Raw genomic sequence first — 25,287 nt, 5'->3', positions numbered from 1 at the left:
AGTGGGACATTTGCCAATTTAACAGTGCCTTATGTAGTTGCCTTTGCGGATAATGGTAAAAAGATAAGATATTATGCAATGAACGGTTGCGGTACAACAAATAGTAATCAGATTACTATAACAGTAGAAGATGTGTTAACGGCTCCTGTACCCGGCACAATAACTCAACCTAATTGTATCACTCCAACAGGGAGTGTTGTTTTAAATGGTTTGCCATCGTCTGGAACCTGGACAGTATCAATAAACGGTAATTCTACAGGTAGCTTTACAGGAACGGGTACAAGTACCACTATAGCAGGGCTTGCGGCCGGTTCGTACACTTTTTCAGTATCTTTGGCATCTTGTACTTCCGCTGCTACTGCTATTGTTCCTATCAATGCACTAGTTACTACTTCTTATAATGGAACAACTTGGAGCAATGGAATAGGTCAAGATAAAGTTGGAATTATTGCTGCTCCAAATGCTGCGCCAATTACTTTAGTGACAAGTACAGACTTGTGTTCTTGTACTGTTAAAGCAGGAACTATAATTGTCGTAGGTGATGAATACAATCCTTTTACAGATACCATGTTGAGACTTCAAGACAAGTTAGACGTTGAAGTAGGTAGTGCAATGACTTTCCTTAGTGGCACGAGTCTAGTTCAAATTAACGCTACTGCTGCAAATAGTGGTTCCATCTTTTACGAACGAGAGACCACACCAATTACTAATTTTGATTATACGTATTGGTCCTCACCGGTTGCGGGTCAAAAACTTATAGATTTTTCGCCTAATACACTTGGAGATAAGTTTTTATCTTTTAATTCTTTTAGTAATAGTTGGAATTATGAAGACGCTTATAATAACTTGATGGGTAAAGGTGTTGGTTATATCATCAGAGGACCACAAACCAAATCAGGACAACCGCCGTCCACTCAGTTGTATCGATTCACGGGTGCTCCTAATAATGGGCCGGTATCTTTACCCATAGGAGCAGCGGGTAATTCTGTTTTAATAGGAAACCCTTATCCATCTGCATTAGATGCTAATTTGTTCTTAGCCGCCAATAGTGGTGTATTGGAAGGAACCATCTATTTTTGGACCCATAATACATCCATTCGGTTAGCTTCTACTCTGCCATCTGGAACAGCTGGATCGGGAGTGTTAGCTTATACCTCTGATGATTATGCTGCTTATAACAGAACGGGTGGAGTTGCTACGGCTCCTACTGGTCCGGCACCAAGTTCAACCTCTACAACCTCTGGTCCTGGTCCAGTAAAATCAAACGCTCCTACTGGTAAAATTGCTTCGGGTCAAGCATTTTTTGGAACTAGTGTCGCAGCAGGAAATGCAAATTTTACGAATAATATGCGTGCGGGTTTTAGTGCAATAGTGGCGAACAGCAATGCTGATTTTTTTAAAATGGCGTCGACTAAAAAGTCAAGTTCAGTAGTGGAAATGAATAGAATTTGGCTTGATCTAATCAATACAGAAGGGGCTTTTAAAGAAACGCTATTAGGTTATATTACTGATGCTACCAATGATTTTGAAACTGCCTTTGATGGAGAAACTTTTGATGGTAATGCTTTTGTTGATTTTTATAGTATCAACAAGGACAAGAACTTAACAATTCAAGGTCGTGCACTACCATTTAATGATGCTGAGATCATACCACTAGGATATAAAGCGAATATTGGAGGGCAATTTAGTATCAGTATCAGAGATAAAGATGGTCTATTTGAAACTCAAAAAGTATATTTAGAGGACAAACTCTTAGGTATTGTGATCGATTTAAGTGAAGGGACATATAAATTTACGACAGAAATAGGTGTTTTTAACGACCGCTTCGCTATACGCTACACCAATAAAACACTTGGTGTCGAGGTTGTTGATCTTGTTGCGGAAGGGGTGTATATTTCGACAAAAAACAAGGTAATTACGGTTCAAGTAGGTACTGAAACCATTGTTGCTGCTTATGTTTATGATCTAGCGGGAAAACAATTGTTTGCTAAAAATGCAGTAGATTCTAATCAAATGTCTATTAGTAGCCTAAGCGCTGCAAATGTGGTGTTAATTGTAAAAGTTGTGTTGAACAATGGATCAGTCGTAACAAAAAAAATAGTGTACTAAGGTCTCGTTACTTACAGCGTTGTTGAAGCAACGTTTTTTAATATATTAATTATTGGCACAAAAAAAATCCCATCTTGAATTTTCAAGATGGGATTTTTTTTATTTTCTTTTAGCAGATGCTTCAAGGTTTCTTTCAATTTTGTGTTCTGGACGTGACCACTTTGGTTTTTCTCCCAAAGGCACAAACTGTGAGTCTGCTGCCTCTACCGTTGCCGGTTGCGAAACTTTAGTAAATGGTTTTTGCGGATTCAATCCTAGCATTTCAAACATTTTCATGTCCTCATTCACATCTGGATTTGGAGTAGTCAATAATTTGTCTCCTGCAAATATTGAATTAGCACCTGCGAAAAAGCACATCGCTTGTCCTTCTCTACTCATGTTCATGCGACCTGCTGATAAACGAACTTGCGTTTCTGGCATGATGATACGAGTGGTCGCAACCATTCGAATCATTTCCCAAATTTCAACTGGTTTTTCTTCTTCCATTGGAGTTCCTTCAACGGCCACTAATGCATTAATTGGAACCGATTCCGGTTGTGGGTTAAGTGTAGAGAGTGCCACTAGCATTCCTGCTCTGTCCTCAATACTTTCTCCCATTCCTATAATACCACCACTACATACAGTAACGTTTGTTTTACGAACATTCTCGATAGTTTGTAGGCGGTCTTCAAATCCTCTAGTTGAAATTACTTCTTTATAGTATTCTTCAGATGTGTCTAAATTGTGGTTGTATGCATACAAACCGGCTTCGGCTAAACGTTGTGCTTGATTTTCTGTGATCATTCCAAGTGTACAACACACTTCCATGTCTAGTTTGTTGATGGTACGAACCATCTCTAGAACTTGATCAAATTCAGGACCGTCTTTCACGTTTCTCCAAGCTGCACCCATACATACTCTAGAGGATCCTCCTGATTTTGCGCGTAAGGCTTGTGCCTTAACTTGGCTAACCGTCATCAAGTCATTACCTTCTACTGAAGTATGATAGCGCGCCGCCTGTGGGCAGTAACCACAGTCTTCTGGGCATCCACCTGTTTTAATAGACAGCAATGTGGATACCTGAACCACATTAGGGTCGTGATGTTCTCTATGAATAGATGCTGCTTCATACAGCAAATCCATCATAGGTTTATTATATATAGCGATAATTTCGTCTTTCGTCCAATTATGTTTTGTAATACTCATTGTAAGCTTTTTTTTGATGCTTCAAAAGTAGTCAAATTGTTCTAATGAAGCAATGTGAATGAGTTGAAAAACTATGTTTAACTTAATTATCTAGAATGGTTGTTAATCAGTAGGATATCTTTTTTTCCAAATTAACATTAAAGTAAAAGTTACAATAACTGCAGATACGATTCCTTCGAATAACAAGGATATACCATAAGTCATCACTGTTGGTTCTCCACCAAATAAAAAGGAAGCAGAAAGGGATTCGACATATTTGTCGCCACCTTGAATGTAGCTGTAAGATATTAATCCAGCGATACTTATAAAAACACCTATTAGTCCTGTTTTTAGACCAGATAATGCGTTTTCAGGCAAACCATTTTTCCCTTCATTGAAATTGCTCTTTAGGGTTCTATTGACTCCATAATAAATGAATAGAATGTTTAGTGCTCTGAGATAAAATACATCGGCTAAATCGAGTGCCTTCATCAATAGAAATAGTATACTTATTCCAATCCAAATAATAATTCCGTTATAAATTTCTTTTGGTAGTTTCATGCTTCTAATTTTAAATTGTTATAATTAACTCTTTGAAAATAAGAGGTTCATTACCAAATTTAAGAAAATTATTAAGATAAATTACACAACGTCTTCTAATATTAACGTTTGTTGAAGTATTCCAGTGCTGTCGTTTTGTCCAGCTGTAGTTGGTTGGTTAATTCTTCTAAAGAATTAAATTTTTGCTCCTCTCTAAGGTATTGCAGCAAATTCACCGTTATTTTTTTTCCGTATAAATCTTGGTCAAAATCAAGGAAGTGAATTTCTATCGATAAGTTTTCTCCTTGTACAGTTGGGTTCAGACCAATATTCATAATGCCTTTTACTAAACTATTGTTGATTGTGCTTGTAACGATGTAAGCTCCTTTTTTTGGAATTAGCTTATAATTCTCTTCAATCTTAATATTTGCTGTCGGAAAACCAATAGTTCGACCTAATTGTTTGCCTTGAAAAACTGTTCCGCTTAAAGTGTAATTATAATCTAAATAGCTATTGGCTTTTGCCATGTCTCCTTCAGAAAGTGCGGTTCGAATTTTAGTACTACTCACAGATATATCATCAATTTCTTTGACAGATATTTGTTCTACCTCAAAACCGTATTTTATGCCATATTCGATCAAGTCATCAATATTTGCTGTACGGTTGCGACCAAAGCGGTGATCATAGCCAATAATAATTTTTTGTATGTTGAATTTTTCGACCAAAACAGTTTGAACAAAATCTTCGGCAGTAAGTCTAGAAAAAGTTTCGTCAAAGGGATGAATTACTAAGTTGTGAATCCCCATATTTTCTAGTAACTCTATTTTCTCAGTGATGGTGTTTAATAATTTTATCTCTGAGTTTTCTTGTAAAACCATTCGAGGGTGCGGAAAAAAAGTCAAAACTAAGCTCTCATATTCACCGTTCTCTGTTGAGTTGATGACTTTGTCTAGAATTTTTTTGTGACCAATATGTACCCCATCAAATGTACCAAGAGTGAGAATTGTTTTTTTAGTAGAGCTAAAATCGTTAATGGAGTGAAAAATCTTCAAAGTACCTGTTTTATAATACTGCAAATTTATGGTAAGTATTTTAATGTAGTGGTATATTAGGGCTGTTTTCATTCACTTTTAAGACGAATTTTGTGTAATTTATTTTACATTTTTTGCTAAATGGCTTTTTTAACACGGGACAATCGCCTAATTAATAAGGTTGTGTTTATAATTGTAGATTAATTGCTTTATTTTTGTTGTAAAGTCCCTAGCTTATGAAAAAAAATACCCTGCTACTTTTTGTTTTAATTTTCACCTCATTTGTGCAAGCTCAAGTAGCCTCTCCATGGAAAAAAATTAGTTCTACTTCAAGGTCAGTTTCTGATAAAAATAGCGGTGCTATCGAGAAGGTCGATGATAATGTTTATTATGTTTTAGACGAATTACAATTTAAATTGTCTTTAGCAAAGGCAAACTCCGATACTGAAACCAAAGCAGGTGTTACTATTGCAGTTCCTAATAGTAAAGGAGAGTTAGAGGATTTTTGGGTTGTGGAGTATTCTAATTTTGCGCCTGATTTACAAAAGAAATATCCGGAAATTCGATCCTACAGCGGAATGGGATTATCTGACCCTAAAGCTACTTTAAGTTTAAGTATTTCTCCTGAGGGAATCCAAACAATGGTTTTAAGGAGTGATCTTGGATCAGAGTTTATTGAAAAAGAGAATAATGACAAGGCTACGTATGTTGCGTACAAAGGTACTAATAGATCTAAGGGTGCTTTAGCACTAAATTGTAAAACAGATGATATTGCTTTGAACAACAATTTGTTGAGTAAAACAGCAAAAACTAAAGCCAATAACGGTGTTTTTAAAACGCTTCGATTGGCGCTATCGTGCACGGGTGAGTATGCGCAGTACTACGGTGGTACAACAGCTGGTGCCCTTGGTGGAATGAATGCTACTATGTCTCGTATTAATGCTATTTTTAATAAGGACTTAGCGATTAAACTCGAGATTATCGCTACTAATAGTTCAATTATCTATACTAATTCCGTTACGGATCCCTACGCTGATGCTAGTGTTGGTACGGATACTGGTAGTACTGATAACTGGAGTTTACAGTTGCAAAGAAATTTAACCTCAGTGATTGGAAATGATGGATATGATATTGGTCATTTGTTTGGTAGAAGCGGCGGTGGCGGAAACGCTGGATGTATTGGTTGTGTATGCGTGAATCCTACTACATCTGTTCCTAGAGGAAAAGGAAGCGCATATACGTCTCCTGCGGATAATGTGCCGCAAGGCGATCGATTTGATATCGATTTTGTGGCACACGAGATGGGACATCAGTTAGGTGCTAACCATACTTTTTCGTATGATATTGAAGGCACGGGTGCTAATGTAGAGCCAGGAAGTGGCACAACTATTATGGCCTATGCAGGGATTACAGATGATTATGATGTCCAAGAATTTTCGGATGATTATTTTACCTACTATAGTATTTTGCAAATCCAGAATAATCTTGCTACTAAGTCTTGTCCTATTAATACATTTCCTAGTAATGCAACGCCAGTTGTTAATGCTGGTTTAGATTATACCATTCCCTTTGGAACAGCTTTTGTTTTAACCGGAACGGGTTCAGATAGTAATGGTGATAGATTAACATATACTTGGGAACAAAACGATTCTGCTATAACAACGGATCTAAGTAATAGTTTTGCTGTATCTTCAAAACCAGATGGTCCTTTATTTCGATCGCTGTATCCTAGTTCTAGTCCTATTAGATACATGCCTAGTTATAGTAATGTCCTTGCTAATAAACTAACAAGTAGTTGGGAGTCAGTTTCGACTGTGCCGCGAACACTTAATTTTGCTTTAACAGTAAGGGATAATGCCGCGCAAGGAACGGCTCAAACAAATACGGATATAGCTGTGGTAACTGTAAGCGGTGTCGTAGGTCCATTTGTAGTTAGCTCTCAAAACACGGATGCTGTAGCATGGTATCAAGGAGAGTCTCAAACAATAACTTGGAATGTGAATGGTGCCAATACATTAACTGGTTCAGCAAACGTCGATATAAAATTATCCACGGACGGGGGGTTAACTTTTCCTATAATATTAGCAGCTAACACACCTAATGATGGTTTGCAATCAATTGTCGTTCCTAATTTGGTAAGTCAAAATTGTCGAATCATGATTGCTCCTACGGGAAACATATATTACGCCATAAATTCTAAAGCTTTTACGATTGGCTACTCATCTGTCTCTGCTTGCAATACTTATGAATTTGATGCTCCTTTTGCAATACCGGAGCAATCGACTTATACGATTAGAACAATTACGGTTCCTAATTCTTCAGCCATTGTTAGTGATGTCAATTTCAATTTAGCTTTTACACATACCTATTTTTCTGATTTACAAATAGAAGTCATTAGTCCAACTGGGAAAACTGTACGACTATTGGAAAGAAGTTGTGAGAATAGTAGAGGGAGTGTTTTACTAAATCTTGATGACGACGGAGGAACGCTTGGATGTAACGTTGCAACATTGCAAACAGTGGCTCCATTCGAGCCTTTGGCAGCTTTTAATGGTGATTTAGCGCAAGGGGTATGGACATTTAGAATACGAGATGCTTTTGCAAATGACTCGGGAACATTAAATTCTGCATCAATTCAAATATGTACCAAAACGTTTACTTTAGGTACAAAAGATTTTGATGCTAATGATTTCTCGCTTTATCCTAACCCTAATAAAGGTAATTTTACTGTTCAATTTTCTAGTCAGTCTGGAAACGAAATAAAGATAGTAGTGCATGATTTATTAGGTCGCAAGTTATTTGAAAAAGCGTATGATAATACAGGTGCTTTTAATCAAAATATACAATTGAAAGACCTACAGGCTGGGTTGTACTTAGTGTCTATTTATGATGGTGAATCAAAGCAGGTCAAGAAGTTAGTTGTTAATTAAATACAGCTGGTTTTTAGATGTAAAAAAAGGAGGAAACACAATGTGTTTCCTCCTTTTTTTATTTTCCATTAAAACTTGTCATAGTGAGCTCAAGTCCTGCTGTACCAAATGATTTTATGATCTCTGAGCTTATTTCTAATCGCTCTGGGAGTGCAGTTTTCTCTGCGTCGTCCCAGTCTCCTAAAACATAATCTACTTGTTTTCCTTTTTTGAACTCGTCACTGATGCCAAATCTAAATCGAGTATATTGATTGGTGTTTAGGACTAAATTGATATTTTTTAGGCCATTGTGTCCGCCATCACTTCCTTTTGGTTTAATGCGTATGGTTCCAAAAGACAGGTTTAAATCGTCTGTGATTATGAGTATGTTTTCTAAAGGGATGTTTTCCTTATCCATCCAATAATGTACCGCTTTACCACTGAGGTTCATGTAGGTATTAGGTTTTAAAAGGAAAAAAGTTCTGCCTTTGAATTTATACTGTGCAAGGGCTCCTAGTTTGACAGTTTCAAAAGTAACCGACTCTTTTTTTGCAAAATAATCCAGTACTTTAAAGCCTATATTGTGTCTAGTGTTTACGTATTCAGCTCCTATGTTACCTAGTCCTACTATTAAAAACTTATTACTCACGTTTTCTATATTATTTTTTTGGTGTTGGTGACCTTCTGGTTCTATATCATCTATGTTTTTTACTGTTTCGGTTGTTGAAAGCAGTGCTTTGATCCATTGTATCATAAGGCAAAAGTAAACTTAATTAGATAAATTGTCAATGAGATCATTAATAAAGTTTCACTGTTTAATTTATTTCGTGAGGCTTACTGCTAGATTTACTGTAGGGTAGTGTTTTTGAAAGTGTCTTAGAAATAACAAACGTTTTTGAATAGCCCCGATAGAAATGAAAATCCTTTTTAATCGCTTTTTGGCGATAAAAAGATTGTAATGGATAGCGGGAAAGATGTTGAAAGGATTAGAAATTGTTGTGCTCCTAAAGAAGATATTCTATTTTTTTAGAAATAGATAATTAAAAAATATGCACGTAAAAAAAAGCACCAGTGTTGAAACTGATGCTTTTGATATGGTGTAGAAAAATATTATTTTTTCTTTCCTTTTGCAGGTGCTTTTGCAGCTTTTGCAGCCTCTTGAGCCGCTTTCATAGCAGCACGAGAAATCTTCACTTGACAGATAACAGTGTTGTCTGGGTGCATGATTTTAAAGTCTGGAGTAGGAACTTGAGTAACGTATAATTTGTTACCCATGTTAAGTGGAGTAATGTCAGCCTCAACAAAATCAGGAAGATTTGCTGGTAATGCTTTTACTTTAAGTTTACGGTTGTTTAAACGTAAATCTCCACCTGCCATAACTCCTTTAGAGTTACCAACGATTTTAACAGGTACTTCAATAGTGATTTCTTTCTCGTCAAAGATTTGGAAGAAGTCAAGGTGTAGAATTCTGTCAGAAACTGGGTGAACTTGGATGTCTTGCATGATAGCGTTAAATGACTTTCCGTTACCCAACTCAATCACAACTGTATGTGCGTTTGGAGTGTAAACCAAAGATTTAAATGCTTTTTCTTCTGCTGAAAAGTGCACTGGTTGATCTCCTCCGTATAAAACGCAAGGAACCGCTCCAGCATTACGTAAGGCTTTAGTCGCAACTTTTCCCACGCTTTCTCTTTCTGATCCTTTAATTGTAATCGATTTCATTGTAAATATTTATATAGTTATTAATTAAACTCTTCTTCTAAGTGATGCGCTTTTAGTAATTAGCATTTGCTAATCGTCTGTTATTAAATGCTCATTACTTCTATCTTTTGAAATAGAATGCTATAAATGTATAGTATTAAGATTTTACTATTCACTTCTCACCATTCACCATTTATTTCTCAATTACATGATAAACTTCCCACTAATGGAATTATTATGATGTACCATGTGCATAACATCTGCAAAAAGTGGGGCACAACTCAACACTCTTATTTTTTTTGATTCTTTCTTTAATGGAATCGAATCAGTAACGATCAATTCTAACAATTGAGACTTTTCTATTTTTTCATAGGCGTCTCCGGATAAAATGGCGTGTGTGCAAATTGCTCGTACGCTTAATGCTCCTTTTTCCATCATTAGGTCTGCGGCTTTCGCCAAAGTGCCTCCGGTGTCAATCATGTCATCTACTAAGATTACATTCTTGCCTTTTACTTCACCTATTAGCTCCATAGTGCCAATTATGTTTGCTGCTTTTCTTTGTTTATAACAGATTACTACATCTGATTCTAAAAACTTAGAGTAGGCGTAAGCTCTTTTTGAGCCTCCCATATCTGGAGAAGCAATAGTCAAGTTGTCTAATCCTAAGCTTTTCACGTAGGGTAGAAAGATAGTAGAAGCAAAAAGGTGATCTACTGGTTTTTCAAAAAATCCTTGAATTTGGTCAGCATGCAAATCCATGGTCATTACTCGTGTTGCTCCAGCGGTTTCTAACAGTTTTGCTGTTAGTTTCGCTCCTATCGGCACTCGAGGTTTGTCTTTTCTATCTTGTCTAGCCCATCCAAAGTAAGGTATTACAGCAGTAATATGCCTTGCTGAGGCGCGTTTTGCAGCATCAATCATAAGCAATAATTCCATCAAATTATCAGAATTTGGGAAAGTAGAACAAACAATAAATACGCGTAAGCCTCTGATTGATTCTTCATAAGAAGGCTGAAACTCGCCGTCACTGTAATGCGACATTGTAACTTTACCTAGTGGAATTCCGTATTCAGCGGATATTTTTTCAGCTAGATAGACACTTTGTGAACAAGCAAATATTTTTGCTTCGGGTTCTAGGTGTGACATTTAATTTGTTGTTTTTGTTCCTTAATATTTATAATGAATAGGCTAAGTCGTTTAACTATAGCTAATTTAATGTATTTATCTAGGATGTAGTTAGTTAGTGTGTCTCGTTTTACCGAGCTGCAAATTTATAAAATTTATTCAACTCTGAAAGGAAAAATTTAAGTATTTTTTGTTGAAGATTTAATTTTATTTTCTACATTTGCACCGTGTTAAAGGAAAAGATTATTAGCTACCACTAATAATCTCTTTATTGCGTTGTAATAGCTGTCGCTATTTCATGTCTGCTAAGCCCGGATGGCGGAATTGGTAGACGCGCTGGTCTCAAACACCTGTGGGAAACCGTGCCGGTTCGACTCCGGCTCCGGGTACTTAAAAGCCTCTTAATCAATTGATTAAGAGGTTTTTTTCTTTTTAGACGTTCTGTTGATTGTAATTGTGCTTTGTTTTCAATCCCGATGTTCAATATTCAATAGAATTGAACTAATTGTATTTTTCAAGATTCTTATACTTGACTTTAAGCATTATCCTAAGTAAGATCTTAATTCCTGTCTATATTGTGAGGCGCTTTTTCCTGTAAATTCTTTGAAGGATTTGTTAAAATGGCCAAAATTATTGAAACCACTTTCGTATGCGATGTCAGATATGCTGATGGGCTCGTCTGCAAGTAACTTAGATGCATATACTAAGCGATAATCATTTACGAACTTGGTAAATGTTTTGTTGCTTGTTTTTTTAAAATACCTACAAAAAGAGGGTGCTGTCATAGAAACTAAGTCTGCTACTTCTTCAAGCGAAATGGTATCTTTAAAATGATCTTTAACGTAGTTATACACGACACTCATTCGCTCGTTATCTTGCCTCGGTGTTTCAATGGTTGCTTTTTGGGCATGCAGTATGATATTGTCATCTGCTTGTGCTAAGTCGTTCAAGACGGCAAGAATACTTGTTAGTCGTTCCAGAGGTTTTTGTTTGGCTAAGTTTTCAATACGAGGTCCTATGTTTTTTTTAGTTTCGCTACCAAACAATATGCCCTGATTTGCCTTCTGAAACATATTTTTGATAGGTAACATTTCAATTGTATCAAAGAATTGTTCACCCAAAAAGTCGGGTTTCATTTGAATAACAGTTTCTCTTTTAGTATTCGTCTCTTCGGTGTTAAAACCGCAGTGTGGTAAATTGCTACCTATCAATATAAGGTCTCCGTCGTTAAAATAGGAGATATGGTTTCCTACTTGTCGCTTGCCCTTTCCTTCACTAATATAAACTAATTCGATTTCTGGGTGATAATGCCATTGGTCGTTGTGGCTGTTGTTTATTTTTTTGTGGTTTGAAATCGTAAATGAACTTCCAAAAGACGGCGCTATAATTTTTAAGTTGGGTATTACAGGTCTCATGATTCCGTTATTTTTATTTAGTGTAAATGTAGTGATCATTGCGAATTATTCATCTTTTTTAACCTTTATCGTTTTCGTTAAAGGTAAAATAGCGTATAAATGTGAAAAGTTTGGATTAAATTCAATGAGATGTAGGTCGTAGATTTGTAAAAGTTAAATGGTTTAAAAATCTAAAAACAGTAATTATGAAAAAGATTCTAAAATTTAGTTTGGTAGTAGTAGCTATATTATCAACTATAAAAAGTAATGCATCCAGTATTGATTTTTCTTTAGCAGTAAAATATAAGCAAGGTAAAGTAGTGAGTTTTGCGGTAAGGGAAGTTAGTAAGATTAAACTTTCTGTTTATGATGGTACTAATGCGCTAGTAAATGTAGAGCGCATCACAGCGAATGGTCTTGTGTCAAGAACATACGATTTAGAAGCTTTGCCTGACGGGGACTATTTTTTAGAAGCTGAAACATCTTCAAAAATTTCTAGATATACGATTTCAGTTAGTGGGAAATCAGCAATTTTGTGTCCTGATGCAGTTTCTGAAATATACAAGCCTGTTTTTCAAGCTAAAAACGGTATTACTTCAGTAAGTATTGATAACAGGAGTAAAAATGTAGTAAGTATAGCAGTGCTAAATACTGAGGGAGAAACCGTTCATGAATCTCTAAGTTTGAATCAAAATGTAATCAAATACTTTGATTTTAAGGGTAAGGGGAAAGAAGAGTACACTTTTGTAATTAAGTACAACGATACTGTTTTCTATAATACTGTTGCGGTGAGGTAATTATAGTAGTTACTATAAATAATAAAAGCTCCGTGAAGGAGCTTTTATTGTTTGTAATCTATATTTTCTTTAGTCTATATTGACAACGGCGTCTTTTTTCCAGTTTTTAACTGAGGCAATTCTATTGTCAGAATAGTCAACTTCGCTAAGTCCTGCGTTATTCCAGAAGAACCATTTGCCTACTTTCTGGCCTTTACTGTATGATCCAATGGCCACTTTGTTACCATTTGTGTCATATGAAGTCCATTCACCTTGTAGTTTCCCGTCTAGGTAGTGTCCTTGTTGTTGTATTTGACCATTTTCATGGTGGAACGTTGCTTTTACTTGATTCCCTACCACTTCTAGTTGTGGTTTTGTGTTTTGTGCAAAAAGAATTCCAGTGAATAATACTGCGGCAATCATTATATATTTTTTCATGATGTAAAGTTTTACTAGGTTTGTTTTACAAATATATAGATGTTTTTTACATTAAAAAAACAATTTGGTAACAATTTGGTAACATTGAGTAAAACTTAACATTGGAATTTTAAAAACTCTGCTTATTTTAATTCGGGCTTTTTTAGAGGCTGTATATTTTTGCAATATCGAGTATGTACTAGTAAGTAGTTATTTATTTGCCTCTTGTAATAGTACATCTAATTTATCTTGTAGTTTAGGGTCTGATGGTCTTTGTGCATCAGCGCTTACTATATTTCCATTAGGATCTAGTAATATGAATCTAGGTATTCCTCTTACCTCATATTTTAAAATAAAGTCAGAGTTCCAATCATTATCAGCAAGTAATTGAATACCGCCTAAGTTTTTCTCGGAAACAAACGACTTCCACTTTTCATAGTCCTTTTTTTGGTCGATTGAGATGCTCACAAAAGTAATTTTCTTCCCATCATATTTTTTCTCTATTTTTTGTAGATAGGGTATTTCCTGGCGACATGGAGCGCACCATGTTGCCCAAATATCTATATAAACGTATTTCCCTTTCAAATCGGTTAGCTTTGTTGTCCCTCCTTTATGATTTTCAAATGTAAATTCAGGCGAAGCTTTTCCTACTAGTTTTCTTTCTTTGGAGATACCTTGGTAGGCTTGCAGAATGTAGCGGTCATTATTTGTAAAAGAAGATAAGATAATTGTTTTAAATTCAGGATCGTAATTCCCGTTTTCTATGCTTTCACGGTCTTGTGTTTTCTTTATTTCAAAAAGTCTTTGAAACTCATCCGGTTCTTTTGCAAAAGCCTCTTCGGTGAAAACCTCTTCTCTTATTCCGAATTTTGCTAAGAAATTACTTTCGTCAGATCCTTTCCCGCTGTAGGTTATAGATTTATCAATTCGATCAGCATCAAACATTAGAACAATGTCCGTTTCTGGTTTTAGATACATGGTAGAAGCACTTTGTCCATCAAAAAACTGATAGAATCCTTTAGGTGCAGCAAATGTGGCTTCAAACTGTTTTGACGAGTTGATTGGGATTATTTGATTAAATGCATTTTCACCTCTAATAATTAAGGTGTCACTTTTTCTATTCTCTATAACTGCTTTAAATTTTATTTTTTTTGGTGCTTGAGCTAATAGGGTTAGGTTGGTTAATAGTAGTAGACTACTATAAAATACTTTTTTCATAATATGTGTTATGCTTGTTTCGTCGAATCAAATCTAAATAAATTTACCGTATAATACTGGTTGATTAACAAAATAAATGGATTTTATGGCAATCTAGTACTGCAGTTTATTATTATAATATGAATTTTGTGTTTACTTTTGCACTCAAGTCTAAAAGTGTAAAAAGACGTTATAATCTAAAATATTGATAATGTATAGAAGTCATAACTGTGGTGAATTAAACGCCTCATTCGTAAATACTGAAGTTACGCTAGCGGGTTGGGTACAAAAATCTAGAGATAAAGGATTTATGAATTGGGTTGATTTAAGAGATCGCTACGGAATTACTCAATTAGTTTTTGATGAAGGACGCACCGATAAAGCAGTTTTTGAATTAGCTAAAACATTAGGTAGAGAATTTGTAGTTCAAGTTACAGGAACGGTAATTGAACGCGAGGCTAAGAATAAAAATATTGCAACCGGTGAAATAGAAATCTTTGTAAAAGAATTAACTATTTTAAATGCTGCTTTAACACCTCCTTTTACAATCGAAGATGAAACAGATGGCGGAGAAGATATTCGTATGAAATACCGTTACCTTGATATTAGAAGAAACCCTGTGAAAAATAGTTTGCTTTTTCGTCACAAAGTTGCGATGGAAGTGCGCAAGTATCTTTCGGATTTAGATTTTTGTGAAGTAGAGACACCATACCTTATTAAATCGACCCCAGAAGGGGCTAGAGATTTTGTCGTTCCTTCGAGGATGAATGCAGGTCAGTTTTATGCGTTACCTCAATCTCCACAAACTTTCAAACAATTGTTAATGGTGGGTGGTATGGATAAATATTTCCAAATTGTGAAATGTTTCCGTGATGAGGATTTACGTGCAGACAGGCAACCGGAGTTTACGCAAATAGATTGCGAAATGGCATTTGTTGAGCAGGAAGATATATTAAATGTCTTTGAAGGTTTGACTCGTCATTTATTAAAAGAAATAAAAGGAATTGAAGTAGATAAATTTCCACGTATGACGTATGAGCATGCCATGAAAACCTACGGAAATGACAAGCCAGATATCCGTTTTGGAATGGAGTTTGGAGAATTAAACGAGTTTGCACAACACAAAGAATTCTCTGTATTTAATACTGCGGAGCTAGTGGTAGGAATTGCTGTTCCTGGTGCTGGAAATTACACTCGTAAAGAAATAGATGCTTTAATTGATTGGGTAAAACGTCCGCAAGTAGGCGCATCAGGAATGGTGTATGCAAAATGCAATGAAGATGGGACCTTTAAATCATCGGTTGATAAGTTTTACGATCAAAATGATTTGGCGAACTGGGCCAAAGCAACTGGTGCAAAAACAGGAGATATGATTTTTGTGCTTTCAGGTCCAGCTGATAAAACAAGAGCGCAACTTTCAGCTCTAAGAATGGAAGTAGCTACAAGATTAGGTCTTAGAAATCCAGCTGAATTTGCGCCGTTATGGGTTGTTGATTTTCCTTTATTAGAATTTGATGAAGAAAGTGGGCGCTACCACGCAATGCACCATCCCTTTACGTCTCCTAAGCCAGAGGACATGCATTTGCTGGAGAGTGCTCCAGGAAAAGTTCGTGCTAATGCTTATGATATGGTATTAAACGGAAATGAAATTGGTGGAGGTTCGATCCGTATTCACGATAAAGCCACACAACAATTAATGTTTAAATACCTAGGTTTTTCTGAGGAAGAGGCTAAAGCACAATTTGGTTTCTTAATGGATGCTTTTCAATTTGGTGCACCTCCACATGGAGGATTGGCCTTTGGGTTAGACCGTTTAGTTGCTATTTTGGGTGGTCAAGAAACGATTCGTGATTTCATCGCTTTCCCAAAGAATAACTCTGGAAGAGATGTAATGATCGATGCACCATCAGCAATTGATGCATTACAATTAAAGGAACTTCATATTGATTTAAATCTAAAAAATTAGGCGAAAACGCTGGAAATCAATTATTTTATTAAAAAAATGCAGAATAATATCGTTCGTATGATATTAAATATTACATTTGCCTTATTATAAATTATTATTACAATTACAATGCGTACAGGTACAGTTAAATTTTTCAATGAGTCAAAAGGTTACGGATTCATTACAGACGAAGAAACAGGAAAAGACATTTTTGTTCACGCTTCAGGAATCAACGCAGAAGAATTACGCGAAGGTGACAGAGTAAGTTACGAAGAAGAAGAAGGAAGAAAAGGAAAAGTTGCAGCGAAAGTAGCAGTTATCTAATATTTTTTTTACTTAAGAATGTTTAAACGTTTCGAATTTTTTCGGGACGTTTTTTTTTGTTCTAAATCGAAATTATTATCGCGTAAAATGCTTTAAAATCCACTTATTTATAATGAATAAAAATTAGAACCTTGTACTGGATCTGGTGGTACTAAATTCTGTTTTAGACTTGTGTTTTAAATCCTTGAAACCTATCTTTGTTGCTTATTTAGTTTATAAAAACAATTATTATGCAATCTGATCAATTAAATTATATCCCTATTTTAATGCAGCTCATCCTGGCGGTTGGGTTTGTGGTTGGAACTATATTAGTCTCTGGTAAATTAGGTCCAAAAAGATCTTCAGAAAATAAAGACAAAAATTTTGAATCTGGTATCGAGTCTATCGGAAACGCTAGAATTCCTTTTTCAGTAAAATATTTTCTAGTTGCGATCCTTTTTGTTCTTTTTGATATAGAGGTTATCTTTCTGTACCCTTGGGCTATTAATTTTAAAGAATTAGGTATGGAAGGGATGGTTAAAATGGTCATTTTTATGTCTTTATTGTTGGTAGGTTTTTTCTATATTATAAAAAAGAAGGCTTTAGAGTGGGAATAAAATATGTTTTAAATATTGAAAGTTAGAATTTAAGATTTGAATCTTAGTTTATACAAATTCAAAATTTACAATTCAAAATAATAGAAATGATGAGTGATTCAAGTGTAAATATGGTTGCAGCCCCCGATGGTGTTGTTGGTGAAGGGTTTTTTGCTACCAAGCTAAATGATGTTGTTGGATTGGCACGTGCTAATTCACTTTGGCCATTGCCTTTTGCGACCTCTTGTTGCGGAATTGAATTTATGGCTACAATGGCGTCCCATTATGATTTAGCACGATTTGGTTCTGAGCGAGTAAGTTTTTCTCCTCGTCAAGCAGATATGTTGCTAGTAATGGGAACTATCTCAAAAAAAATGGCGCCTATCTTGCGTCAGGTTTACGAGCAAATGGCAGAGCCTAAATGGGTTATTGCAGTAGGAGCTTGTGCTTCTTCAGGTGGTATTTTTGATACGTACTCTGTGCTGCAAGGAATTGATAAAGTAATTCCAGTAGATGTTTATGTTCCTGGATGCCCTCCTAGACCAGAGCAAATTGTAGATGGAGTGATGAAACTACAAGAACTTGTGAAAACGGAATCAGTAAGAAGAAGAAGTTCTCCTGAATACAAAGAATTATTAGCTTCTTATAATATCAAATAAAATGGCATTAGAAAATACAGCTATACAAGATAAATTAGTAGCCACTTTTGGTGATGCAGTGCATAATTTTCAGCAAGAAAGAGATATTTTTTCTTTTGAGGTTAAGCCAGAGCAAAATACTGCCGTGATCTTATTTCTGAAAAATGATCCAGAATTGCGTTTTCATTTTTTAACTGATTTATGTGGGATACATTATCCAGATAGTGATGTTGATGAGCAATTTGCGGTGGTTTATCATATGCACAATTGGTACGAGAATAAGAGAATCAAAATAAAAGCTTTTTTAAATGGCGAAAAACCAGAGATTAAAACCATTTCAAATATATTCCTAAGTTCAAATTGGATGGAAAGAGAAACATTTGACTTTTATGGTGTTGATTTTATTGGTCACCCACAGTTAAAGCGTATCTTAAACATGGATGAAATGATCTCTCATCCAATGCGTAAGGAGTTCCCAATGGAAGATGGAGGTCGTACAGATAAGGATGACCGTTTCTTTGGAAGAACAATAGACAATTGCTAAAAAAAAACAATATATAATTTTTCACATTCTATAAATGTCAGAACTATTATTACCACCAGAGCATCGCTATGCTAAAATAATGAAGGAGAGACTTAATGAAGATGGAAGCGAGCTTTCAATCTTAAATTTAGGTCCTACTCACCCCGCTACTCACGGTATTTTTCAAAATATTTTGTTGATGGATGGGGAGCGAATTCTAGAAGCCGAGCCAACAATTGGATACATCCACCGTGCATTTGAAAAAATCGCAGAAAACCGTCCTTTTTACCAAATTACGCCGCTTACAGACCGTATGAACTACTGTTCGTCTCCTATAAACAATATGGGATGGTGGATGACATTAGAAAAATTGTTAAATATTGAAGTACCTAAGCGTGCTCAGTATTTGAGAGTTATCATAATGGAATTAGCGCGTATCACCGATCACTTAATCTGTAACTCGATTTTAGGAGTTGATACAGGTGCCTATACAGGATTTCTTTATGTCTTTCAATTTAGAGAGAAAGTTTACGAAATCTACGAAGAAATTTGTGGCGCTCGTTTAACAACAAACATGGGTCGAATTGGTGGTTTTGAAAGAGACTGGTCTCCAAAAGCATTTGAATTATTAGATACGTTCTTAGAAGAGTTTCCAGTGGCTTGGAAAGAATTTGAAAACTTATTTGAAAGAAATAGAATTTTTATAGATAGAACGGTTAATGTAGGAGCAATTACTGCAGACCAGGCGATGGCTTATGGTTTTACTGGTCCTAACTTACGTGCTGCGGGTGTCGATTACGATGTGCGTGTAGCGCAACCGTATAGTTCATATGAAGACTTTGATTTTATTATTCCTGTAGGGAAATCAGGCGATACCTATGATCGTTTTTGCGTTCGTAATGCTGAGGTTTGGGAAAGTTTAAGCATTATCCGTCAAGCTTTGGCTAAGATGCCAGAAGGAAATGAATACCATGCTAACGTTCCAGATTATTACCTTCCTCCAAAAGAAGATGTGTACAATAATATGGAGTCATTAATCTATCATTTCAAAATTGTTATGGGAGAGGTTCCAGTTCCAGTGGCTGAAATTTACCATCCTGTTGAAGGAGGTAACGGAGAATTAGGCTTTTATTTGGTTACAGACGGAAGTAGAACACCGTACAGACTACACTTTAGAAGACCTTGTTTTATTTATTACCAAGCATATCCTGAAATGATAAAAGGAGCATTGTTGTCTGATGCTATTGTTATTTTATCAAGTTTAAATGTTATTGCAGGAGAATTAGACGCTTAAAAATTTTAGATTTTAGATTTAAAAGAAAATGGAAAGAACACAGCACAAACAAGAAATAAATATGAGCGAAACATTGATGAATCGCATCAATGAATTGATTAGTCATTATCCTGAAGATAAAAGAAAATCAGCTTTGCTACCCGTATTACACGAAGTTCAAGATGCACATGACAATTGGTTGAGTGTTGAACTGATGGATAAAGTGGCTGAAATTCTACACATATTACCTATTGAAGTTTACGAAGTAGCTACATTTTATACGATGTATAATTTAAAACCGGTTGGTAAATTCATGTTTGAGTTTTGCCAAACTTCGCCTTGTTGCTTAAACGGAGTCGAAGATTTAATGGATTATACTTGTGATAAATTAGGTGTTAAGGTAGGTGAAACTACAGCTGACGGACTTTTTGAAGTTAGAGGTGTGGAGTGTTTAGGTGCTTGTGGTTATGCTCCTATGATGCAGTTGGGTGATTTTTATAAAGAGCACCTTACTAAAGATAAAATTGATCAATTAATCACTGATTGTAGAGATAATAAAATAATATTACACGATAAATAAGATGTCAAAAAAAATATTATTAGATAAAATTAATGTGCCAGGGATTAAAACCTACGAAGTATACCGCAAAAATGGTGGTTATGCATCTGTAGAGAAAGCTTTGAAAGCAATGTCTCCTGATGAAGTGGTGGAGGAAGTAAAAAAATCAGGACTTCGCGGTCGTGGTGGTGCTGGTTTCCCTGCTGGAATGAAATGGAGTTTTATTGATAAAAAATCAGGAAAACCACGTCATTTAGTTTGCAATGCAGATGAATCTGAGCCAGGAACTTTTAAGGATAGGTATTTGATGGAGTTTATTCCTCACTTATTGATCGAAGGAATGATTACTTCTAGTTTTGCCTTGGGTGCAAACCTTTCCTATATCTACATTCGTGGAGAATATATGTGGGTTTACAAAATATTAGAGAGAGCAATTGCTGAAGCAAAAGCAGCAGGTTTCTTAGGGAAAAATATATTAGGTTCTGGTTTCGATCTAGAGCTTTACGTTCACATTGGGGCGGGTGCTTACATTTGTGGAGAGGAAACTGCTTTGATCGAATCTTTGGAGGGTAAAAGAGGGAACCCTCGTATCAAACCACCATTTCCTGCAGTTTCAGGATTGTGGTCTAACCCAACAGTGGTGAATAATGTTGAAACTATCGCATCGGTGCCATGGATTGTAAATAATTCAGGTGATGATTATGCAAAAATCGGAATTGGTCGATCTACAGGTACAAAGTTAATTTCAGCTTCTGGAAACATAAAAAATCCAGGTGTTTACGAAATTGAACTTGGATTAAGTGTAGACGAATTCATTAATTCTGATGAATATTTAGGAGGAATGAGTACTTCTAGACCTTTAAAGGCTTTAGTGCCAGGAGGATCTTCAGTACCCATTTTACCAGCTGATTTAATTTTTAAAACGGCTAATGGAGAAGATCGTTTAATGACATATGAATCTTTAAGTGATGGTGGTTTTGCTACCGGATCGATGTTAGGTTCGGGAGGATTTATTGTATATGATGATACAGCTTGTATTGTTAGAAACACTTGGAATTTCTCTCGTTTTTACCACCATGAGTCTTGCGGACAATGTACACCATGTCGCGAGGGGACAGGATGGTTAGAGAAAGTATTGCACAGAATCGAAACTGGTTTTGGTCGTGAAGAAGATATTGATTTGCTTTGGAGTATCCAATCAAAAATCGAAGGAAACACGATTTGTCCGTTAGGAGACGCGGCTTCATGGCCAGTAGCAGCAGCGATACGTCACTTTAGAGAAGAATTTGAATACCACGTTCGTTTTCCTGAGAGAATAAAAAATAGAGATCACTTTGTTGCTGAGCCTTTTGAAAATGTAAAGCATCTAGTAAAAAAAGAAATAGTTTAAAAATGTTTAAGGTTTAAAGTTTGAGGTTCTAAAAATATTAGACTTTAAACCTGAAGCATTCAAACAACAATTAAAATGAAAGTAACAATAGACGGTCAAGCAATTGAGGTAAAGCCAGGAACAACGATTCTACAAGCGGCGCGTATGATTGGTGGTGAATCAGTTCCGCCAGCAATGTGCTATTATTCTAAACTAAAAGGGAGCGGTGGTAAATGCCGTTGTTGTTTAGTTGAAGTTGCAAAAGGTAGTGAAGCAGATCCTAGACCAATGCCAAAATTAATGGCTTCATGTGTGACAGGATGCATGGATGGAATGGAAGTGAATAGTAAGGATTCTGATAGAGTAAGAGAAGCTAGACAATCAGTAACAGAGTTTTTATTGATTAACCACCCTTTAGATTGTCCTATTTGTGACCAAGCTGGAGAATGTGATTTACAAGATTTAAGCTTTGAACACGGGAAATCTAAAACCCGTTTTATAGAAGAGAAAAGAACATTTGAACCAGAGGATATTGGTCCTAATATTCAACTACACATGAACCGTTGTATATTATGTCAGCGTTGTGTGCAAGTAGCTGATCAATTGACTGATAATAGAGTTCACGGTGTGTTAGATCGTGGTGATCACTCTAACATTTCGACTTGTATTTCTAAAGCAATTGATAATGAGTTTTCAGGAAATATGATCGATGTATGTCCTGTAGGGGCTTTGACTGATAAAACATTCCGTTTTAAATCAAGAGTTTGGTTTAACAAGCCATTTAATGCCCACAGAGAATGTACAACACCAGGATGTTGTGGAAAAACAACGGTATGGATGTTTGGAAATGAGATTCAGCGTGTAACAGGAAGAAAAGACGTGTATCATGAAGTAGAAGAATTTATTTGTAATTCTTGTCGTTTTGACCACAAAGAAGTTACTGACTGGGTTATTGAAGGACCAAGAAAATTTGATAAAGACTCTGTTATCAATCAAAATAATTATACTAGAGAATTAGATACTGTTCACATAGCTACCGAAGAAGGAATTTTGAAAGGTAGAGAACAAGACCGAAAAAAAATTAGTATGCCTGCGTTCCCTTTAAGTAAGGAACAAGAGGAAAATTTTAAACAAGGTAATATTTAATCAATGGATAGTACAATTATAATAGAAAAGAGTATAATCATTTTAGTCGTTTTTGCGGTTACGATGCTTATGGCTATGTATTCTACGCTTGCTGAAAGGAAAATTGCGGCATGGCTTCAAGATCGTATTGGACCCAATAGAGCCGGTAAAGGTGGAATTTTACAGCCACTTGCTGATGGTTTAAAATTGTTTTCTAAAGAAGAATTTGAACCAAATACGCCAAATAAATTTTTGTTTTATACTGGACCAGCAATTGCCATGAGTACGGCATTGATGACTAGTGCGGTGATTCCTTGGGGAGATAAATTTCATTTATTTGGCAAGGACATTATTTTACAAGTATCAGATATTGATAATGCTTTATTGTACATTTTTGCTATTCTATCAATTGGCATTTACGGAATCATGATTGGTGGATGGGCATCTAATAATAAATTCTCATTAATGGGTGCTGTGCGTGCTGCGTCTCAAATGGTCTCCTATGAAGTTGCAATGGGATTATCTATTATTGCTCTGTTGATGATGACTGGAACACTGAGTTTAAGAGAAATTGCTGCGCAACAACCCGGAATGCATTGGAATGTTTTTTACCAACCGCTTTCTTTTTTTATCTTTTTAATTTGTGCGTTTGCAGAAACAAATAGAACACCATTTGACTTAGCGGAGTGCGAAAGTGAATTAATTGGGGGATATCATACGGAATATTCTTCGATGAAAATGGGATTCTACCTATTTGCAGAATATGCTAATATGTTTATTTCGTCTACTATTTTAGCGGTTCTTTTCTTTGGAGCCTACAATTATCCTGGAATGGCATGGGCTGTAGAAAACTGGGGAGTAAATATTGCTAACGTTATAGGTATCGCCGCTTTGTTTGCCAAATTATGTTTTTTCATCTTTTTCTATATGTGGGTAAGGTGGACTATTCCGAGATTCAGATACGATCAGTTGATGCATTTAGGATGGAGAGTTTTGATTCCATTGTCTATACTAAATATCATAATCACAGGTATTGTTATTTTAAGAGCAGAGATTTTTGCTTATTTAGGATTTTAAAATCGAGAAGTAGAAATAGTTAAATTGATTTAGAAGACACTAGCCCTGATAGCAGCGGCATCCTTTTAGCCTGATTTTTTTCAGGATAAAAGATAAAGCGGATAGCAGGATTAGCTTCAAATAAAAAATATTAAGATGTCATTAGAAACCATATCCTTATCGGGAAGAAAAAAGCAAGTCTCTAATAAAGAGATGACCTTTTTAGAGCGTTTATACATTGTTGCGATTGTAAAAGGTTTGATTATTACCATCAAGCATTTATTTACTAGGAAAGTTACTATTCAGTATCCGGAGCAAGTACGTGTGATGAGCCCAGTTTATCGTGGACAACACATGTTGAAACGTGATGAAGAAGGTAGAGAAAACTGTACTGCTTGTGGGCTTTGTGCTTTATCTTGTCCAGCTGAAGCAATCACCATGAAAGCGGAAGAGAGAAAAGCAGATGAGAAACATTTATATAGAGAGGAAAAATATGCTTCGATATATGAGATCAATATGTTGCGCTGTATTTTTTGTGGATTATGCGAAGAAGCTTGTCCTAAGGACGCTATTTATTTGACTACTTCAAAAGTATTAGTTCCTTCAAGTTATGAAAGAGAAGATTTTATTTTTGGAAAGGATAGATTAGTGATGCCTTTAGATATCGCAATGAAAAATGCTCAACTTAAAAACGCTAACTAATGTCTACGATACTTATAATTTTTTGTTTTTTATCAGCTATTACATTGGCAACTGCATTTTTGACAATTTTTAGCAGAAATCCTATTCACAGTGCATTGTACCTTGTGATTTGTTTCTTCTCTATTGCGGGTCACTACTTATTATTGAATTCTCAATTTTTGGCCATTGTACATATTATTGTTTACTCTGGAGCGATAATGATTTTGTTTTTGTTCACGATCATGTTAATGAATTTGAATAAGGAGAACGAGGTACACAAGCCGAGGATTACTCGTTTAGGTGCTGTTGTTTCTTTTTGTTTGATATCAGTAGTTCTGATCTTTATCTTTATTAATTCTAAACCTATTGAAGGTGAATATATTGGAACCGGTGAGGATTATCAATCTATAAAAGTTTTAGGAAACGTGTTGTTGAACGAATTCATGGTTCCGTTTGAGTTTGCATCGATTTTGCTTTTGGTTGCAATGATAGGAGTTGTACTTATGTCTAAAAAAGAAAAACTAGAGAAATAAAATGAATAATATTTTAAATGAAATAGGCATTGAGAACTATATCTTCCTTTCTGTAATACTTTTTTGTATTGGAGTTTTTGGAGTGCTGTACCGCAGGAATGCTATCATCGTATTTATGTCAATCGAAATTATGTTGAACGCAGTTAACTTATTGTTTGTTGCTTTTTCAACCTATCATCAGGATGCCCAGGGACAAATTTTTGTATTTTTCTCTATGGCTGTTGCGGCTGCTGAAGTAGCTGTTGGATTGGCTATACTAGTTTCGATCTTTAGAAATTTAGGGTCTATTGACATTAATAAATTAAAAAACTTAAAAGGATAAA

General features: G+C 35.6%; 25 protein-coding genes and 1 tRNA gene. 17 read left to right on the top strand and 9 right to left on the bottom strand.

Annotated features, from left to right (window positions below):
• The coding region (locus H8R22_RS01735) for a T9SS sorting signal type C domain-containing protein (RefSeq protein ID WP_187016526.1) at nucleotides 1–2,109 on the top strand (2,109 nt) is incomplete at its 5' end.
• Nucleotides 2,110–2,208: 99 nt separating this feature from the next.
• On the opposite strand, the gene bioB is transcribed toward H8R22_RS01735, so the two are convergent.
• From bioB to H8R22_RS01720, 3 genes are all read right to left on the bottom strand, one after another.
• A complete protein-coding gene (gene bioB / locus H8R22_RS01730) occupies nucleotides 2,209–3,294 on the bottom strand; it encodes a biotin synthase BioB (RefSeq protein ID WP_187009244.1) in 1,086 nt (361 codons plus the stop codon).
• Nucleotides 3,295–3,396: 102 nt separating this feature from the next.
• Nucleotides 3,397–3,834 (bottom strand): hypothetical protein, encoded by a 438-nt coding sequence (locus H8R22_RS01725; protein ID WP_187009245.1) that lies wholly within the window; start codon nucleotides 3,832–3,834, stop codon nucleotides 3,397–3,399.
• Between the two features lie 101 nt (nucleotides 3,835–3,935).
• Entirely contained in the window at nucleotides 3,936–4,865 is a 930-nt protein-coding gene (locus H8R22_RS01720; protein WP_187009608.1) for a bifunctional riboflavin kinase/FAD synthetase, read from the bottom strand.
• A gap of 215 nt (nucleotides 4,866–5,080) precedes the next feature.
• Between H8R22_RS01720 and H8R22_RS01715 the strand changes: the two genes are divergently transcribed.
• On the top strand, nucleotides 5,081–7,774 hold the full coding sequence (locus H8R22_RS01715; protein ID WP_187009246.1) for a zinc-dependent metalloprotease: 2,694 nt from the start codon (nucleotides 5,081–5,083) through the stop codon (nucleotides 7,772–7,774).
• Nucleotides 7,775–7,832: 58 nt separating this feature from the next.
• Here H8R22_RS01715 and pth read toward each other — a convergent pair whose 3' ends face one another.
• From pth to H8R22_RS01700, 3 genes are all read right to left on the bottom strand, one after another.
• Nucleotides 7,833–8,507 carry an aminoacyl-tRNA hydrolase gene (pth, locus tag H8R22_RS01710; protein ID WP_187009247.1) on the bottom strand — a complete coding sequence of 225 codons (675 nt, stop codon included), beginning with the start codon at nucleotides 8,505–8,507 and terminating at the stop codon, nucleotides 7,833–7,835.
• Nucleotides 8,508–8,863: 356 nt separating this feature from the next.
• Nucleotides 8,864–9,475, bottom strand: coding sequence for a 50S ribosomal protein L25/general stress protein Ctc (locus H8R22_RS01705; protein WP_187009248.1), 612 nt, complete (start codon nucleotides 9,473–9,475; stop codon nucleotides 8,864–8,866).
• Between the two features lie 183 nt (nucleotides 9,476–9,658).
• Entirely contained in the window at nucleotides 9,659–10,600 is a 942-nt protein-coding gene (locus H8R22_RS01700) for a ribose-phosphate pyrophosphokinase (protein ID WP_187009249.1), read from the bottom strand.
• 288 nt (nucleotides 10,601–10,888) lie between these two features.
• Between H8R22_RS01700 and H8R22_RS01695 the strand changes: the two genes are divergently transcribed.
• A tRNA-Leu gene (locus H8R22_RS01695) sits at nucleotides 10,889–10,968 on the top strand.
• 153 nt (nucleotides 10,969–11,121) lie between these two features.
• Here the strand turns inward: H8R22_RS01695 and H8R22_RS01690 are convergent.
• A complete protein-coding gene (locus H8R22_RS01690; protein ID WP_225875985.1) occupies nucleotides 11,122–12,033 on the bottom strand; it encodes an AraC family transcriptional regulator in 912 nt (303 codons plus the stop codon).
• Nucleotides 12,034–12,179: 146 nt separating this feature from the next.
• On the opposite strand from H8R22_RS01690, the gene H8R22_RS01685 reads away from it, so the two are divergent.
• Nucleotides 12,180–12,770: a hypothetical protein gene (locus H8R22_RS01685; RefSeq protein WP_187009250.1), complete on the top strand. Its 591-nt coding sequence runs from the start codon at nucleotides 12,180–12,182 to the stop codon at nucleotides 12,768–12,770.
• Nucleotides 12,771–12,839: 69 nt separating this feature from the next.
• On the opposite strand, the gene H8R22_RS01680 is transcribed toward H8R22_RS01685, so the two are convergent.
• Nucleotides 12,840–13,187 carry a toxin-antitoxin system YwqK family antitoxin gene (locus tag H8R22_RS01680; RefSeq protein WP_187009251.1) on the bottom strand — a complete coding sequence of 116 codons (348 nt, stop codon included), beginning with the start codon at nucleotides 13,185–13,187 and terminating at the stop codon, nucleotides 12,840–12,842.
• Between the two features lie 189 nt (nucleotides 13,188–13,376).
• Nucleotides 13,377–14,384 (bottom strand): TlpA family protein disulfide reductase, encoded by a 1,008-nt coding sequence (locus H8R22_RS01675; protein WP_187009252.1) that lies wholly within the window; start codon nucleotides 14,382–14,384, stop codon nucleotides 13,377–13,379.
• A 190-nt stretch (nucleotides 14,385–14,574) separates the two neighbouring features.
• Here H8R22_RS01675 and aspS point away from each other — a divergent pair, with 190 nt between their 5' ends.
• The 13 genes from aspS (at nucleotide 14,575) to nuoK (ending at nucleotide 25,286) form a co-directional block, all read left to right on the top strand.
• On the top strand, nucleotides 14,575–16,329 hold the full coding sequence (gene aspS / locus H8R22_RS01670) for an aspartate--tRNA ligase (RefSeq protein WP_187009253.1): 1,755 nt from the start codon (nucleotides 14,575–14,577) through the stop codon (nucleotides 16,327–16,329).
• Nucleotides 16,330–16,437: 108 nt separating this feature from the next.
• On the top strand, nucleotides 16,438–16,632 hold the full coding sequence (locus tag H8R22_RS01665) for a cold-shock protein (RefSeq protein WP_007137066.1): 195 nt from the start codon (nucleotides 16,438–16,440) through the stop codon (nucleotides 16,630–16,632).
• A gap of 230 nt (nucleotides 16,633–16,862) precedes the next feature.
• Nucleotides 16,863–17,228, top strand: a complete 366-nt coding sequence (locus H8R22_RS01660; protein WP_187009254.1) for an NADH-quinone oxidoreductase subunit A — start codon at nucleotides 16,863–16,865, stop codon at nucleotides 17,226–17,228.
• Nucleotides 17,229–17,317: 89 nt separating this feature from the next.
• Nucleotides 17,318–17,866, top strand: a complete 549-nt coding sequence (locus H8R22_RS01655) for an NADH-quinone oxidoreductase subunit B (RefSeq protein WP_187009610.1) — start codon at nucleotides 17,318–17,320, stop codon at nucleotides 17,864–17,866.
• 1 nt (nucleotide 17,867) lies between these two features.
• The gene (locus H8R22_RS01650; RefSeq protein WP_187009255.1) at nucleotides 17,868–18,389 is read left to right on the top strand and encodes an NADH-quinone oxidoreductase subunit C; all 522 of its coding nucleotides are present in this window, start codon (nucleotides 17,868–17,870) and stop codon (nucleotides 18,387–18,389) included.
• A gap of 34 nt (nucleotides 18,390–18,423) precedes the next feature.
• Entirely contained in the window at nucleotides 18,424–19,662 is a 1,239-nt protein-coding gene (locus H8R22_RS01645; RefSeq protein WP_187009256.1) for an NADH-quinone oxidoreductase subunit D, read from the top strand.
• Between the two features lie 28 nt (nucleotides 19,663–19,690).
• Entirely contained in the window at nucleotides 19,691–20,221 is a 531-nt protein-coding gene (locus H8R22_RS01640; RefSeq protein ID WP_187009257.1) for a complex I 24 kDa subunit family protein, read from the top strand.
• Nucleotide 20,222: 1 nt separating this feature from the next.
• On the top strand, nucleotides 20,223–21,590 hold the full coding sequence (gene nuoF, locus H8R22_RS01635) for an NADH-quinone oxidoreductase subunit NuoF (RefSeq protein ID WP_187009258.1): 1,368 nt from the start codon (nucleotides 20,223–20,225) through the stop codon (nucleotides 21,588–21,590).
• A 75-nt stretch (nucleotides 21,591–21,665) separates the two neighbouring features.
• Nucleotides 21,666–22,715 (top strand): 2Fe-2S iron-sulfur cluster-binding protein, encoded by a 1,050-nt coding sequence (locus H8R22_RS01630; protein WP_187009259.1) that lies wholly within the window; start codon nucleotides 21,666–21,668, stop codon nucleotides 22,713–22,715.
• A gap of 3 nt (nucleotides 22,716–22,718) precedes the next feature.
• Entirely contained in the window at nucleotides 22,719–23,771 is a 1,053-nt protein-coding gene (gene nuoH, locus H8R22_RS01625) for an NADH-quinone oxidoreductase subunit NuoH (RefSeq protein ID WP_187009260.1), read from the top strand.
• A gap of 135 nt (nucleotides 23,772–23,906) precedes the next feature.
• Complete coding sequence (locus H8R22_RS01620; RefSeq protein ID WP_187009261.1) at nucleotides 23,907–24,452, top strand: NuoI/complex I 23 kDa subunit family protein; 546 nt, start codon at nucleotides 23,907–23,909, stop codon at nucleotides 24,450–24,452.
• Nucleotides 24,452–24,964, top strand: coding sequence for an NADH-quinone oxidoreductase subunit J family protein (locus tag H8R22_RS01615; RefSeq protein ID WP_187009262.1), 513 nt, complete (start codon nucleotides 24,452–24,454; stop codon nucleotides 24,962–24,964). The genes H8R22_RS01620 and H8R22_RS01615 overlap by 1 nt, the downstream gene beginning before the upstream one ends.
• A gap of 1 nt (nucleotide 24,965) precedes the next feature.
• A complete protein-coding gene (nuoK, locus tag H8R22_RS01610) occupies nucleotides 24,966–25,286 on the top strand; it encodes an NADH-quinone oxidoreductase subunit NuoK (RefSeq protein WP_187009263.1) in 321 nt (106 codons plus the stop codon).
• Nucleotide 25,287 lies beyond the last annotated feature (1 nt).

The sequence above is a fragment of the Flavobacterium kayseriense genome, assembly GCF_014305095.1.
In the GTDB taxonomy this organism is placed as follows: domain Bacteria; phylum Bacteroidota; class Bacteroidia; order Flavobacteriales; family Flavobacteriaceae; genus Flavobacterium; species Flavobacterium kayseriense.
The sequence above is the reverse complement of the archived record's forward strand: the minus strand, read 5'-3'. Positions and strand labels throughout refer to the sequence as shown.